This is a genomic window from Desulfatiglans sp. (genome assembly GCA_012513605.1).
Classification (GTDB): domain Bacteria; phylum Desulfobacterota; class DSM-4660; order Desulfatiglandales; family HGW-15; genus JAAZBV01.
In genome coordinates this window covers 50,938-65,707 of the sequence record JAAZBV010000017.1, presented here as the reverse complement: position 1 = coordinate 65,707, position 14,770 = coordinate 50,938, and the positions used below count along the sequence as shown (strand labels likewise).

The following is a 14,770-nucleotide window of genomic DNA, read 5'->3' as shown; positions in this document are numbered from 1 at the left end:
CCTGTATTCCTGGGTCATAAAATGAAAAATCTGCATCATGCTGCGGCCAGTTGAACATCCATTCCCAGAGCCCTCTTATTTTCAAGGTATTCCTCAAACCCCATTGTGTTATCAATAATCCCGTCAGGGGTGATCTCAACGATCCTGTTTGCAACTGTGGAGACAAGCTGTCGGTCACGCGATGAAAACAAAAGCACCTCCGGAAAGGCAGAGAGACCATTGTTAAGAGCTGTAAGTGATTCAAGATCAAGGTGGTTTGTAGGTTCATCCAGGATAAGCACATTAGCCCCGCCGAGCATAACCTTTGAAAGCATGCAGCGCACCTTCTCACCCCCTGAGAGTACCTTTGTCTTCTTTAGCGGTTCATCCCCGGAAAAGAGCATCCTTCCCAAAAAGCCCCTTGCAAAACTTTCACAGTCACATGGTGGAAACTGGCAGAGCCAGTCAACAAGGTTCAAATCATTATCAAAGTAGGCGCTGTTTTCCATTGGAAAATATTCTGTCTTGATAGTAACCCCCCAGCTAAAGCTGCCGCTGTCCGGTTTTATTTCACCCGCAAGTATTCGGAAAAGGGTTGTCTTGACATGGTTATTGGCACCCACAAAGGCAATCTTATCCCCTCTGTTAACAGTTAGATTAAGATTGTTTAAAACCAGCTCCCCGTCTATCTCCTTTGAAAGCCCCTTTATCTCAAGGATAATATTGCCACATGGGCGTTCGGGTTTAAAATTGATGTAGGGATATTTTCTTGATGAGACAGGCAGATTTTCTATTGTGAGCGAATCAAGGATCTTCTTCCTGGCAGTGGCCTGCTTTGACTTGGAGGCATTGGCGCTGAACCTTCGGATAAACTCCTTTAAGTCCTCTGCCTTTTCAATGGCCTTTTTATTCTCGTTCTGTTTTTGTTTAAGCAGAAGCTGGCTTGACTCATACCAGAAATCGTAATTTCCTGTGTATACCTTGATTGCCCCGAAGTCTATATCCGCAATGTGTGTGCAGACCTGGTTTAAAAAATGGCGGTCATGGGATATAACAATAACAGTATTCTGGAACCGGCACAGGAACTCCTCAAGCCAGGCAATGGACTTGAGGTCCAGGTGGTTCGTAGGCTCATCCAGGAGCAGCACATCCGGATTACCATAGAGTGCCTGTGCGAGCAGCACACGCACCTTGTCGCCACCCATAAGCTCCTTCATTTTTTTATCAAGAAATACTTCCGGTATGCCTAAGCCCTTTAAGAGCACTGCCGCCTCTGCCTCTGCCTCATAGCCGTTCATCTCAGCAAATTCACATTCAAGCTCACCGCAGAGGATGCCCTCCTCATCTGTCAGCTCCGGTTTTGCGTACAACCTTTCACGCTCTGCCATTACAGTAAAAAGCCTTTTATGCCCCATTATTACTGTGTTGATGACGGTCTCATTATCAAATGCAAACTGGTCCTGGTTTAACACTGAAATCCTCTCATTTGGCCCGATTGTTACCTCTCCCTTATCCTGCTCAATCTCTCCGGAAAGGATCTTTAAAAAGGTGGATTTCCCAGCACCATTGGCGCCGATCAGGCCATAACAGTTACCCGGCGCAAATTTAATATTTACTTCCTTGAACAGCACCCTCTTCCCATAAGAAAGGCTGATGTTTGTTACATTTATCATTCTTAACTACTCCCAAATAAAAATAAAAAAACACCCCGGAGTATGCCCACGGGGTGCAAAAGGAAACGGGTATATACAGGATTTTAACGCCTGCTGCAACCTATTTTATGTATTAATGGCTGGTAAAAGCTTTGTGTCACCGGTTTTTACCTCTACTGTCATTACAGGCTTCCGGTCTAAAGTGCCTATAAAATCTATCTCTTTCTTGTCGATGATCCGCTCAAATAATCGCGATAAGATGAGCGAGTCAACTCATATTATCGCAATTTCAAAGCGAAAACTTGTTCCCATGGTCACCGTGGAAACATTTTGATTTGACGCTCTGCGTCTTCTTCTAAAAATGATGACCATTTTTAAATTTGATAGCTGTTTCCCTTCAAAAGTCATGGTGGCACACTCGCGATTGTCACCTTAACAATCATACCATCTCCATTTTTTACAAGATATTTATACCTATCTGTAATTGACAATAATATATATATGTGCAAGTATATGTGTCATTATTTTGGGGGAGGTATTTAAAATGACACAGCTAGCTGTTTATATAGAAAATAAGTTATCCGAAAGGCTTGAGAAGGCTGTAAAGGCATCTGGAAAATCCAAATCAAAGTGGATTTCAGACGTCATTCAAACAGCCCTTAAAGATCAGTGGCCTGAAGATTTTTTTGATCTTGCAGGTAGCTGGCAGGATGACAGAGGTCCGGATGAAATAATAAAAGAGATCCGAGAAGGTTATGATACCTTTGAAGAAAGAGAGGAGATAGGGTAATGGCATATCTTCTTGATACAAACATATGTATCTACTTTCTCAATCGATCATCAGAAAATATTATTACCAGAATGAAAAGCCTTTCTCCGACAGATATCAAACTAAGCTCAATAACCGTCGCTGAACTCTTTTTCGGTGCAGAAAAAAGTAAAACAAAAAATAAAAACCTGGCAATCGTAGAGGCCTTTACCCGACATTTTGAACAGATACCGTTTGATGAGAGATGCTGCAGAAACTATGCAGAGATAAGGGCTACCCTACAAAAGAAAGGTACCCCCATTGGGCCTATGGATATGTTGATAGCATCCATTTCCCTTACTCATAATCTTACACTTGTTACCAATAATGTTAAAGAGTTCAAAAGGGTAAAAGGTTTGAACATTGAGAACTGGATATAAGCACTGTGTTTCTATTGTTCCCACAGTCACCGTGGGAACATTTTGATTTGACGCTCTGCTACTTCTTCCCTAAAAAATGATGACCATTATTAAATTTAATACTTGTTTCACATTCAACAGCTTTAATATTACTACATCCCAGGAGTTATTTACTTTTTTATGGACATCCCCTTGTCATCCCCCATCCCCTTTTTTCAGCCCCTTGTCATTATGATGGGTTAAGATTATTCAACCTCCGGAAAATAAATCAAATCATCTCTTCAAGCTTTTTGACATGGGCATTTTCTTCACGGATGATCTTATCAAGACCTGCGGAGACCTTTTCATCATCAACAAAGGCCTTTATCATCTCATAAAAAAGTATGGTATCCTTTTCAAATTCAAGGGAGAGTTCAAGGAGGGCGTTCACATCTTTGATCCTGGAAAAGTCTGCATCAGCCATGGAGAAGGACTGTTCACCTAAGACGCTCGCGAGTATCTTTTTACCCATCTCTTCCAGTCTAACGTCTTCGATCTTTTCATTAATCCCTTTTTTAAGGTCATGGAACCACTTTTCATGGGCCTTTTCATCATCCGCAAGCCACTCCAATACAGATGCGAGATTTCTGTCCTTCACCTCTTTCTGCGCCTTGCGATATGTCTTTTCGCCGTTCTTTTCCACCTGAATGGCAAGATCAATTATTTCACCCAGACTGAACATGATTTTCTCCTTGATATGAAAATACGCCCTTTCTAATTCACATACCGGCTCTGTGCCTCTCTTTCAAAGGGCATCTGAAAGATATGCGGGGGAATGGTCTCTATTATGCTGGGGAACTTTATCCTTTTTAGGCCAATATTACAGAGGCTCTTTTTAACATGTTCGGCATCAAGCCTTTCCAGCTCCTGACCCACAAGGAACCTGGACATGATGAGATCAGCAAGGTATACAACACTTGAAAGCACCCTGTCTTTTTCGGATTTATCAGGGTTATGATGATTTTTTATTGCATCAATAAGGTTTTCAGGCAGGGACCACTTTTGGGCAAGCATTGCCCCGGCCTCATCGTGGGTAATACCGAATATCTCCCTTTCCGCCATAATAAGCTCTTCATTTTCAAGCTGGGTCTTGCTGTAGAAAAAGGGATAGGCCCTGCCCATATGCTGGTCAAGCACCACCTTCCCTATATCATGCAAAAGGCCCGCGGTGTATGCGATATCAGGGGCAACACACTCACTCTTTTTTGCAAGGTTTTCACAGATCATGGCTGTACCAATGGCATGATTAAAGAGCCCCCCCTTGCACTGGGAATATCCGCGTATATTCCCGGAAAAAAAGTCTTCAAATGCAGCTGACATTATTGTCTGTATAAGCTGCTTTTCACCAAGCATCACCAGCACCCTGTCTATGGAGTCAGCAATTATCCTCCTGCCAAAAAAAGCAGAATTACAGAGCTTTAATAATTTTGCAGAAATTACCTGATCCTGTTTCACCTCAGAGGCAAGTTCCTTAAAGCTGTATCTCCCCTCACGCACCATTCTTAATATCTTGAATATCACCTGGGGGATAGAGTGTATTTTTTCTATTGAATCACGGATCATCTTCATATCAGGCCTTATTATCTCTGATTCTCCTGTTTCAGGTCTGTTATGAATAGGATGGATAGCGCTTTCCATGGTATCCAGGTTAAGGCTTAAACGACAGCTGAAAAAGCCGCCGGTTTCCCTCTTTATTACACTTATCCCTGCATTACGCAGGATCATTTCTGTTATCTCTACTGTCCTTCCCCCTATATCAAGCTCCACATCTGCCTGTGAAATTTCTCCCACAAGGGCGCCGCCTGCGATTGTTGCCTCAAGCATTGAAACTTCAGAGCCAAGCCTGTGCAACTCCTTGATAAAGATAGGGAGCCCTGTGACTGCATAGCTTACCGGCCTTCCCAGGTAGTCGCTTCCGCCAGGCTCAGGCAAAAGGATATGTATCAACCCTCCAACGCCTCTCTTTCTGTCGCACAGGGAAAGCCCGACACAGGTGCCCAGGTATGCATTCAGTATCTCATTCTTTTTCAAACTTACCCTGTATTCACCGGCTGGTACCGGGTAGGCAGGGTATCTGCTAACGTTTGACATATGTCCCTTACTCCATGCTGCCTTTTTTATTGCATTCAGACAAACCTCTATATAAAAATCTAATTAAGCACATTCTTAAGTGTCTTCAACATCCTGTTTATCTCATAGGGCTTGCTTAGAAAATCCTTTGCGCCCCATTCCCTTGCACACACCGCAGACTCCTGCACATTATAACCGCTTGCAATAATAATTTTTGCGAGCGGGTTTATTGCAAGTATGGTTTCAACCATTTTTTTGCCTCCCATACCGGGCATGATGAGGTCTGATATGACAAGATCGATCTTCTCCATGTTCTCCGAATATATCTTTATTGCCTCTTCACAGCCGGATGCGGTAAACACACTGTAACCTGACTGCTTCAGAAGCTCCCCAACAGCCTCTCTTGTTGTCTCATCATCATCTACAAAGAGGATATTCTCATTTGCCCCCCTTTGTATTGGTTCTACCTCTACAACCCTGTCCAGATCCATGCTCTTCTTTATAACAGGAAGGTAAATCATAAAGGAGGTACCCTTGCCCGGGGCGCTTTTACATGAGATATGGCCGCCATGGCTTTTAACTATGCCATATACCATCGAAAGCCCAAGACCAGTACCCTCCCCCACCTTTTTTGTGGTAAAAAAAGGCTCAAATATGTGTTCAATGGTGGAGCTTTCCATGCCTGTGCCGGTATCTGATATGGTGAGCAGCACATAGTCCCCTTCAGGCAGCCCTGTGCACTTTGCTGCTGTCCCATCTTCTATGACAGCGATCTCTGTCCTGAAGGTAAGTTCGCCCCCTTCTGGCATGGCATCACGGGCATTTATGCTCAGGTTCATCATAACCTGCTCAAGCTGATTCGGGTCAGCGTTTATCATGCCGATTTTATCATTAAGATCAAACTTTATACTGATCATTTTGGGTATGGTGCGTTTGAGTATCTGGGATATCTGATCTATCTCGTTATTGAGGTTGATGGGCATTGTCTCGTTATCCATCTTGCGACCAAATATTAAAAGCCTCTTGGTAAGCTTACTTGCCCTCTGTATCGCCTTTTCAATGGTGACAAGTTTTGAATGATCAGGGTCCCCCGCCTTTTTCCCCAGTAAAAGGATCTCGGTACATGCAAATATTGCCTGGAGGCTGTTATTGAAATCATGGGCAATGCCACCCGCAAGTGTGCCTATGGCCTCCATCTTCTGTGCCTGGATAAGCTGTGCCTCCAGATGCTTTCGCTCGCTTATATCACGCAATAGATACAGGATCCCAGCAGGCTTTCCCTCGTGGTCATCATATCTTGAAGCGCTCAGGCTTACATTGAGCATGCGCTTATCTTTTGTATATCTCCTTGTCTCCATGTCCTGGCATGGAATGCCTGAATCTATTATGCCTGATATCATCCGGTCATAGTCAGGTTTTTCATCCACCGGAATAAATCGAATATCCCCACTGTTTATTTCATAAAGGTCCCAGCCGAATAGGTGGGTAAATGAGGGGCTGACATAGTTTATTTTACCTGTTAGATCTGATATGACAATTGCATCCGCAGACGAGTTAATAAGGGACCTGTAGAGCTCTTCCGCCTTTTTTGATTCCTCATACAGCTCCTTATACCTCTTCTCACTCTTTGCCAGAGCCTCAAGGACATTTCTCCTCTCCCAGTAGTTACTGATCATGCCGGATATTACGCGGAAGGTCTGGACCTCTTCACCCAGCCATTCCCTCGGCTTTTCCAGCTCTTCAAAATAGATTACACCTAAAAAGGAGTCAGTTGGCGAATCAACAGGTATAGCGAGAATGGCCCTGGTACCTCTTGAGCTCAGTATACTACCCTCGGACTCCATTCCATCCATGAGTATCGCTGTATCAGGCACCATTACTATGTTATCGTGCCTTAACCTGCCAACGAGCCACCTGTAGAAGCGCTGATCCGCTTCCTTTTCATGTCCAGAGGGTAAGGATGCGCTGCACCATTCATGAATCTCATCGATTTCGTCTGAATTATCACTGAAGCAGAAAATACCTGTCCTGCTTACTGAACATGCATTACCGATAACAGTAAGGACATCTTTAAGCTCAACACTGTCCGACGAGAGAAAGATCCTTGATATCTTTGATACAGCCTCTTCAATTGCTAAATGATCCTTTAACCACTCCTTAGTTAAAACGCCTCCCGAAACCATCTCAACCTCAGAAATAAAATCAAAATCAATAAGAACAACGGTCTATGAGGTGGATCTTCAAAAGAGATACAGCACCCACCATAAAATCAGAATATAAAAATATCTTTCCTGTTAACTTCAATTCCTGTGCCAGCTATGAAGATATCTTATGGATTAGACAGGATATTTGGGTCTCAAAAAGGTGTATCACGGAAAGTGCCTGTAATATTGAGAGATTTATTTAAAACAGATAACTCATGGATTGAAAACAACCGGATAAGCATGAAAAGATCATGTAGAATTCAGGTAAAAATATGTAACATATGTATCATTTATGTTACATATGTAACATGACACTGTTACATGTTACAGAAGTCAATGGATATCCTTTTCCCTCATTTTTCTATAGAGGGTCTGCCTGCTTATGCCTAATAGCCTCGCTGCTTTTGCCCTGTTCCCTTCTGCCTTTTTCAGGGCATCCATAATATTATGGTGGTTACCGGAATTGTAACTTCCCTTGTTGTAACTGACTGCCCTGCCTTTTGTTGAACCATAAGGCTCTCTGATTTCAGGGGGTATATGGTCTATGGTGATTGTATTGCCGTGACACAGCACAAAAGCGTGTTCTACTGCATGTTCAAGCTCCCTGATGTTTCCGGGCCATCCATATTGCATGAAGGCATCCAGGACATCATCTGTAACACCATCGATCCCTTTGCCGAATTTTGTGTTAAAGAGACCGCAGAAGTGTATCACCAGCAGCTCTATATCCTCTGGTCTTTCCCTTAAAGGCGGAAGGACTATCTCAACAACCTTGAGCCTGTAATAGAGGTCTTCCCTGAATTCACCCCTTTCCACCTTCTGTTTAAGTGGCTGATTGGTGCTGGTTATTATCCTTACATCCACCTTTATGGACTGCGAATCACCCACCCGTTCAAGCTCCTTTTCCTGAATTACCCTCAGGAGCTTTAATTGTACAGTTGGGGCGATATCGCCTATTTCATCCAGGAATATGGTACCATGATCAGCAGCCTGAAACCTCCCCACCTTGTGCTTTAGTGCGCCTGTAAATGCCCCCTTTACATGGCCGAACAGCTCGCTTTCAAGCAAGGTTTCTGCCAGGGCAGAGCAGTTTACAGTGATCATGGGCTTAAAGGCCCTTGGCCCGCTGTAATGGAGGGCCTTTGCAATAAGCTCCTTTCCTGTGCCGCTTTCACCTGTAATTAGCACCGTGGTATCTGTAAGGGAAAGGTCCATTAAGAGCCTGTATATCTCCTGCATCCTGCTGCTTTTGCCTATTATATTATGAAACTGGTGCCGTACCCTCAGTTCATTTTCAAGGTCATTAAGCCTGGTCTCATCCCTTATAACCATTACAGCGCCGATCGATTCACCATTCCTGCTGATAAGTGGCGAGCTGGTTATGGAGACCACCTGATGGATCTGTTCCGCCTGCCTGCACTCTATGCGCGATTCACGGATCGTAGACTGGTTTTTTATGGTCCCTGAAAGGATATTCTGGCAGGCCTTGCTGCAATGGGTCTCCATCCGTGAGATATTCTTCCCCATAAGCCCCTTTGGTTCCATTTTGCAGATCTTTTCTACCGCATCATTTGCATCAATCACCTTCATGTCACTTGTGAATGTTATTATACCGTCATTGACGCTCCTGAATATGGCCTCAAGGTTGTTTCTGATCCTCTCGTTTTCCTCCTCTACAGACCTTTTCATGTCAGAGAGGTTCTTGTGGCTCAGGGCTATCTTTGTAGCACGCAGAAGGGGCTCTTTGTGTATGGGTTTTAACAGATAATCAAAGGCCCCAAGCCTGACCGCCTCTGTTGTTGTCTCAATACTGGGGTTGCCTGTCATCATGATCACAGGGCAGGTTAGCCCCAGCTCCTTTACCTTTCCAAGGATCTCAATACCAGTATGACCTTTCAGAATAAGATCTGCAAAGATCAGGTCAAGGTTGTTTTTTTCTATGACCTCAATGGCAGATGCATAATCATTCGAGGTAAACACCTCATGACCCTCCTGGGTAAGGTGTGCCCTGAATGTGAATCTTATGCTCTCTTCGTCATCAATTACCAGTATCTTTGCGCTCATTTTCCCCCGCCTCTTCAGGCCTGCTAAAAATAAAGATGCTGTCAACATTTCCGGCCAGAAGCCCTGAAATCTCCCGAATCGGCCTGATAAAGGTAAACAGGTTCACTCTGCCCTTTATATCCCTGTAGATGACCCCCGGGATAATAAGCCTAACATTACCCTGCCCCTCTTTTGGCAGGGCATAAAAACCCTGTTCTGTATCACTCCATTCTTCACCAAGAAAACCAAGCACCCTGCCTGTGACCTTTAACAGCTCTGTCTCACCTGCAAGGGAGAGAACAGAAAAACCGCCCTCTTTTAAAAGTTTAATAACATCCTCTTCAAGGCCGTTCATATCTATAATATGCTCTCTACCCTTTCTGTTAAAAATATAGTCAGCCTTTATAGTCAGGTTAAAATCAGACCCTTCTTCACTATAGATAGGGATATCCCTCTTTCCTGAAAAGGGTTGTTCAGCCAGTTCAAGTATCTTTTCAATAACCCTGTTTAGGCTGTTACCAAGGCTAACCGGACTTTTTTCAGGGAGAGTCTCTTCTTCGCCTGCCTCTTTCTCCGGGTAGTTGATAATCCTTATGCCATGCCCCTCAAGATACCTGTTAAGGGAGGCAGGTATATTTTTTTGACCTTTATCACCAAGGTTCAGGCATATTATACTGATTTTTTCATCTGAGGCCTCTGGCACAGTCCTTATTATCCAGTCCGCAGTTATTTCAAGCCTGAAGCCATCCTCAAACACCAGGCTCTCATCCTTTCCATATACCTTTGAAAAATTGCTTGCCGCTATTGCCTTATCCAATGCCTTTCCCAGATCATCTGTGTCGGCTATATGGATTATCCGATAGCTTTCCCAGTTTGATGTTATGAGTTCGGCCATCTTTTCAGGGAGTGTCGAATATATATCCACAATAATCTTATCCCCATTCCTGAGGCTGATTATCGGATAGGTCTCTGTGTTCAGATCTATCTGGCCGCCTGTTCTAATCGGGATATAGTGTTTTCCCTGATTAAGCCACTCCTCCCCAATAAGGGTGAAGATCCTGCCCAGGTGATACCCCATTTCTTTATTCTGCATATTTATGCCCTCTTTATCTTCCTCCTTTTTTGGGGCACCTTCCCTGATCTTTCCCCTGACGATCTTTGGTGAATATATTGGCAGCCTGACCTTCTGGCCCGGATATATGGTATTCAGATCTGTCAGACTGGGGTTGAGCTTTTTAAGCTGATCAAGGTATTCATTATAAAACTCGCTTTCAGGCATGGAGTATTTTTTATCCAGTATCCTGATAATGCTGTCACCAGGCATAACAGTATAAAGGTCCGGGTTTTCCAGATCAGTAATTGAGATAGTTTCTATACCTTCGCTGTTTACAGGCGGTTTTCTACCTGCGACAGGTGTGATGATCAGGGGTATAACTATCTTCTGGCCAGGGTGGATCATATCCATATTATCTAGGGATTTATTAAGCTTTTTAAGGGCATAGAGGATATCTCCAAGCTTGTTTTTATTAAAGACCTCTCTGCTCCTCAGTATCTGCCAGATATGGTCTCCATCCTTTGCCACATAGGTCTCAGTAAGCACCTTTTTATCATCCAGATCAACGATTTCCTTTGATACCTCAGCGGTTTGCACCAGATCAATGGAATATGTCTCCTCGTTTTCACCCTCAGCAGAAACAAGGGTAAAAGGGAAAAAAACAAAAAAGAGTGTTACCGCAAAAAAAGATATCAGAGGGCATTTTCCAGATTTTCTATTCATCAATTTGATCTCCAGGGGATTTTTCTGGCAGTTTACATACTTAAATAATATAGTCAAAACAGAAATTTATTTCGACTATTTCATTCTATTTAGTTCATTTGAAGTATGTCAATGTTTTTCTCATTTAGGGTGTAAATTATACTATATGTTGGCAGAAAATTCAGACCCATCACATTATATTGTATTTTCCCCTTTACAATCCTGATTCCAGATGCTAATTTCATCCTCATTTTCAAGCCATATCTCTAAAAAATTTTAAGGAGGTCCTGATGAGAATAAAAAGGCTCTCTATCATGGGTTTTAAGTCATTCAAGGATAAGGTTGATATACCCTTTCCGGCTGGTATAAGTGCGGTTGTCGGGCCGAACGGCTGCGGGAAAAGCAATATTGCCGATGCAATCAGGTGGGCAATGGGTGAACAGAGCGCCAGGCAGCTGCGTGGCCGCAGCATGGAGGATGTTATCTTCAGCGGTGCAGGTGAGTTCAAACCCCTGGGAATGGCAGAGGTCTCTCTTGTCTTTGAAAACGGGAACGGGTCGCTGCCAGGAGAATTTGCCGGTGAGGAAGAGGTCTCCGTTACAAGGCGCCTGTACCGCTCCGGTGAAAGCGAATACATGCTCAATAATGTCCCGTGCAGACTCAAGGATGTCCAGGAGATATTCATGGACACCGGTCTCGGAAACAAAAGCTACTCTATAATCAGCCAGGGCCGCATAGGCTCTATAGTTGAACAGAAACCGGAAGAAACAAGGCTCATGATTGAAGAGGCAGCCGGTATTACAAGGTTCAAAAAGAAGGAGGCAGAGGCCCGCAGAAAGCTTGAGCTTACAAGGGAAAACCTTAACAGGGTTGAGGACATACTTTCCGAGGTCCAGACCCAGATGAGGTCATTAAAGAGGCAGGCCGGAAAGGCGATCAGGTACAAGGAGATAGGCTCTGAAATACGCAGGCTTGAACTTGTGCTTAATGCAAATATGTACAATGACCTTATAAATGCCTCTGGCGAAAACAGGAAATCTGCGGACAGCCTCATTGAAAATGAGGTTACTTTAACGACCACCATCTCTGTTTTGCAGGGCAGAATAGAGAGCATGAACCTTGAGCTGGATGACAAAGACCAGGTCATTTCAGGGCTCAACAATACATACCTCTCCCTTAAGGAAGAATTTGCGAAAAAGGAATCTGCCCTTGAATCCATGTCAAAAGAAAAGGAGATGCAGGCAGGGCTTGAAGAGCGCCATAACAGGGAGATCGAGGATATCAGAAGAAGGCTTGTCACCCTTGGTGAAGAAAAAGCGCTGCTCCAGGAAAAGATTATAAGGCTGAGAGAGGATGCGCGCACATGTCAGGAGGAGATCAGCGTTATTGAAGGAAGGATGAAGGGCCGCAAAGAGCTTTTGACAGAGATCAAGGAAGAGTATGAGGTAACACGCACAAGGGTTAATACCGGCGTCTCAAAAGAGGCGGGCTTAAGCAAGGAGCTTGACTACCTGAACAAAAGAATACTTGAGATTACCGACAGAAAGGCAAGGATTGAAGGCGAGAAAAATGAACTGGATGCCAATATCCAGACCCTAATGGAGACCTCCACAAAAAAGGGAGAATTAAGAGAAGAACTATCCCGGAAGCTGAACGACATAGGTAATGACATACGTGAAAGGGAAGAGCGCACTAACGAGCTTGATGCCATTAGAAAGTCATCAGAGAATGAACTCAAGACCATAGAAAACGAATATAACACAGTAAAGACGAGGCTGGCCGGCCTTAAGTCCCTGAATGAAAATTATGAAGGTTATCAGGTGGGCGTCAGGACCATCATGAAGGCAAATGACCTTTCAGCCAAAAATGAGGGCCGTGTATTAGGTCTTGTTGCGGATGTTATAAAGGTTGATTCAAGATATGAACAGGCAGTAGAGGCGGTTCTCTCTGACAGGCTCCAGTACATACTGGTGGAGAACCAGGAGGATGGCAAAGAGGCGGTAAGGTACCTCAAGGATAAAGCAAGGGGTCGCGGCAGTTTCATCTCTGTGAGTGATATAAATGGAAACGGAAACGGGCATGGCCACAACGGGTACCCTCTTTTAAAGGATGTGGTAAATGTCACTGATAAATACAAACCTGTTGTAAACATGCTCATGGGGGATATCGCCCTTGCAGAAAACCTTGATCAGGCGGTTGACGCATGGAGAAGCAATGGCAGAAATACCACCCTTGTTACACCGGATGGAGACCTTGTAGACCGGCACGGGATAATAAGCGGCGGCAAGCTCGGTGCGCATGGGCTCCTGGCCAGGAAAAGGGAGATCACCGAGCTTGAGGAAAAGGTGACGGAGCTCGCTAAAAAGGTTTCAGAGGCAAAGGAGCGCCTTGAAGGTATACAGCTTCAGCAGGAAGAGCTTAAGGTAGCCCTTTCAAGGCTCAGGGAAGAAAAATCCAAATGCCAGGATCAGCTCAATGAACTGGACAAGGTGATTTTTCAGCTCAGCAATAAACTTGATCAGTTTGAACGTCTTTCAGAAAGGCTTGCCAAGGAGCTGGAAGAGAGGCTTCATGAAGAGGCAAAGCATACCGAGGCCATCGACAGGAATAAAAATGAACTGATCCAGTGCGGGGAGAAAAGACAGAGGGAAGAGGAGTTCCTTTTACAGAAGAAGAGGGAGCTTGATGAATGCGAACGGGAGTTTGATGAGATCCGCGAAGAGCTCGAAGCGGCAAAGATGAAATTCAGAGTCTCTGTGGAAGAGGGAAAAGGGCTTAACCGGGAGATCGAAAGGATCGACAATTACCATGAAGAGGCGCAGAACAGGCTGGACAAGATCGCAGAGGATATAAAGGAGTGCCAGGCAAAACAGAGGTCATTTATTGAAAGGGAAGATGTATTAAGGGAGAATATCAGTAAATACTATGAAAAGCTCAGGGATGCCAAAGAAATGGTGGATAATGCCCAGCAGGAGAGAAACCTATTTCATGTTGACATGCGCGAGAATGAAAAGAGGCTTGAAGGCATCAGGGAAGAGCTGGATCTCCTTAAAGAAAAAATAAGCATCACAAGAATGGAGCAGTCAAAGATAGATGTAAGGATGGAAAACCTGGTGGAGCAGGCAAGGGAAAAGGCAAATCTTAACCTTTCCGAAATCTACATGGACTACCTTGATGAAGACTATAATGAGCAGACAGTCAGGGAACTGCTTGACCACCAGAAGGAGCAGCGTGAGAAGCTAGGCGAGGTAAACCTTATGGCCATACAGGAACATGAGGCACAGAGTGAACGTTACGAATTTATCCTGAAGCAGAAAGAGGACCTCGTTACCTCTATTGAATCTATCATGCAGGCCATCAGAAAGATCAACAGGACCTGCCTTGAAAGGTTTACCACCACATTTGCAGAGATCAACGAGCAGCTTAAAAATGTATTTCCCATCCTCTTTAACGGCGGACAGGCATGGATGACCCTGACCGATGAGGCCAACCCGCTTGAGAGCGGCGTCCTGGTAGAGGTACGGCCTCCCGGGAAAAAGGTAAGCCACATGGGTCTGCTTTCAGGCGGTGAAAAGGCACTGGTAGCAATGGCGCTGCTCTTTGCAATTTATCTCATCAAACCAAGCCCGTTCTGCCTCCTGGATGAGGTGGATGCACCCCTTGATGAGGCCAATGTTGACAGGTTCAATGACCTTTTAAAGGAGATAAGAAAGTACTCCCAGGTGCTCATGATAACCCATAACCGCCGCTCCATGGAAATCGTGGACAGCCTTTTCGGTGTCACCATGGAAAACGCAGGCGTTTCAAAGATGGTTGCGGTTAACCTTAACGGGAACATAAACAATTAACAAGGGAGGGAT

9 protein-coding genes are annotated in these 14,770 nt (G+C 44.4%); 3 read left to right on the top strand and 6 right to left on the bottom strand.

Annotated elements, in window-relative coordinates; genetic code table 11:
• Positions 1-35 precede the first annotated feature (35 nt).
• Complete coding sequence (locus GX654_02130) at positions 36-1,652, bottom strand: ATP-binding cassette domain-containing protein (protein NLD35645.1); 1,617 nt, start codon at positions 1,650-1,652, stop codon at positions 36-38.
• A gap of 523 nt (positions 1,653-2,175) precedes the next feature.
• On the opposite strand from GX654_02130, the gene GX654_02125 reads away from it, so the two are divergent.
• Together GX654_02125 and GX654_02120 are read left to right on the top strand one after the other, a co-directional pair.
• Complete coding sequence (locus tag GX654_02125) at positions 2,176-2,421, top strand: CopG family transcriptional regulator (GenBank protein NLD35644.1); 246 nt, start codon at positions 2,176-2,178, stop codon at positions 2,419-2,421.
• The gene (locus GX654_02120) at positions 2,421-2,819 is read left to right on the top strand and encodes a type II toxin-antitoxin system VapC family toxin (protein NLD35643.1); all 399 of its coding nucleotides are present in this window, start codon (positions 2,421-2,423) and stop codon (positions 2,817-2,819) included. The genes GX654_02125 and GX654_02120 overlap by 1 nt, the downstream gene beginning before the upstream one ends.
• 247 nt (positions 2,820-3,066) lie before the next feature.
• Here GX654_02120 and GX654_02115 read toward each other — a convergent pair whose 3' ends face one another.
• The 5 genes from GX654_02115 to GX654_02095 all read right to left on the bottom strand — a co-directional run bounded on the left by GX654_02115 (position 3,067) and on the right by GX654_02095 (position 10,931).
• The gene (locus GX654_02115; GenBank protein NLD35642.1) at positions 3,067-3,519 is read right to left on the bottom strand and encodes a ferritin family protein; all 453 of its coding nucleotides are present in this window, start codon (positions 3,517-3,519) and stop codon (positions 3,067-3,069) included.
• Between the two features lie 32 nt (positions 3,520-3,551).
• Complete coding sequence (locus GX654_02110) at positions 3,552-4,928, bottom strand: HDOD domain-containing protein (GenBank protein NLD35641.1); 1,377 nt, start codon at positions 4,926-4,928, stop codon at positions 3,552-3,554.
• Between the two features lie 59 nt (positions 4,929-4,987).
• Positions 4,988-7,090: a response regulator gene (locus tag GX654_02105; protein ID NLD35640.1), complete on the bottom strand. Its 2,103-nt coding sequence runs from the start codon at positions 7,088-7,090 to the stop codon at positions 4,988-4,990.
• A 354-nt stretch (positions 7,091-7,444) separates the two neighbouring features.
• Positions 7,445-9,175, bottom strand: coding sequence for a sigma-54-dependent Fis family transcriptional regulator (locus tag GX654_02100; protein ID NLD35639.1), 1,731 nt, complete (start codon positions 9,173-9,175; stop codon positions 7,445-7,447).
• Positions 9,150-10,931: a LysM peptidoglycan-binding domain-containing protein gene (locus tag GX654_02095; GenBank protein ID NLD35638.1), complete on the bottom strand. Its 1,782-nt coding sequence runs from the start codon at positions 10,929-10,931 to the stop codon at positions 9,150-9,152. Before GX654_02095 ends, GX654_02100 begins: the two co-directional genes overlap by 26 nt.
• A 269-nt stretch (positions 10,932-11,200) precedes the next feature.
• On the opposite strand from GX654_02095, the gene smc reads away from it, so the two are divergent.
• Complete coding sequence (smc, locus tag GX654_02090; GenBank protein NLD35637.1) at positions 11,201-14,758, top strand: chromosome segregation protein SMC; 3,558 nt, start codon at positions 11,201-11,203, stop codon at positions 14,756-14,758.
• The last annotated feature ends 12 nt before the right edge of the window (positions 14,759-14,770 follow it).

Excerpts from the sequence above, each read along its gene's own strand:
- GX654_02100 (NLD35639.1), bottom strand. The coding sequence starts at position 9,175 with ATGAGCGCAAAGATACTGGTAATTGATGACGAAGAGAGCATAAGATTC.
- GX654_02110 (NLD35641.1), bottom strand. The coding sequence starts at position 4,928 with ATGTCAAACGTTAGCAGATACCCTGCCTACCCGGTACCAGCCGGTGAA.
- smc (NLD35637.1), top strand. The coding sequence starts at position 11,201 with ATGAGAATAAAAAGGCTCTCTATCATGGGTTTTAAGTCATTCAAGGAT.
- GX654_02130 (NLD35645.1), bottom strand. The coding sequence starts at position 1,652 with ATGATAAATGTAACAAACATCAGCCTTTCTTATGGGAAGAGGGTGCTG.
- GX654_02105 (NLD35640.1), bottom strand. The coding sequence starts at position 7,090 with ATGGTTTCGGGAGGCGTTTTAACTAAGGAGTGGTTAAAGGATCATTTA.
- GX654_02095 (NLD35638.1), bottom strand. The coding sequence starts at position 10,931 with ATGAATAGAAAATCTGGAAAATGCCCTCTGATATCTTTTTTTGCGGTA.
- GX654_02115 (NLD35642.1), bottom strand. The coding sequence starts at position 3,519 with ATGTTCAGTCTGGGTGAAATAATTGATCTTGCCATTCAGGTGGAAAAG.
- GX654_02125 (NLD35644.1), top strand. The coding sequence starts at position 2,176 with ATGACACAGCTAGCTGTTTATATAGAAAATAAGTTATCCGAAAGGCTT.
- GX654_02120 (NLD35643.1), top strand. The coding sequence starts at position 2,421 with ATGGCATATCTTCTTGATACAAACATATGTATCTACTTTCTCAATCGA.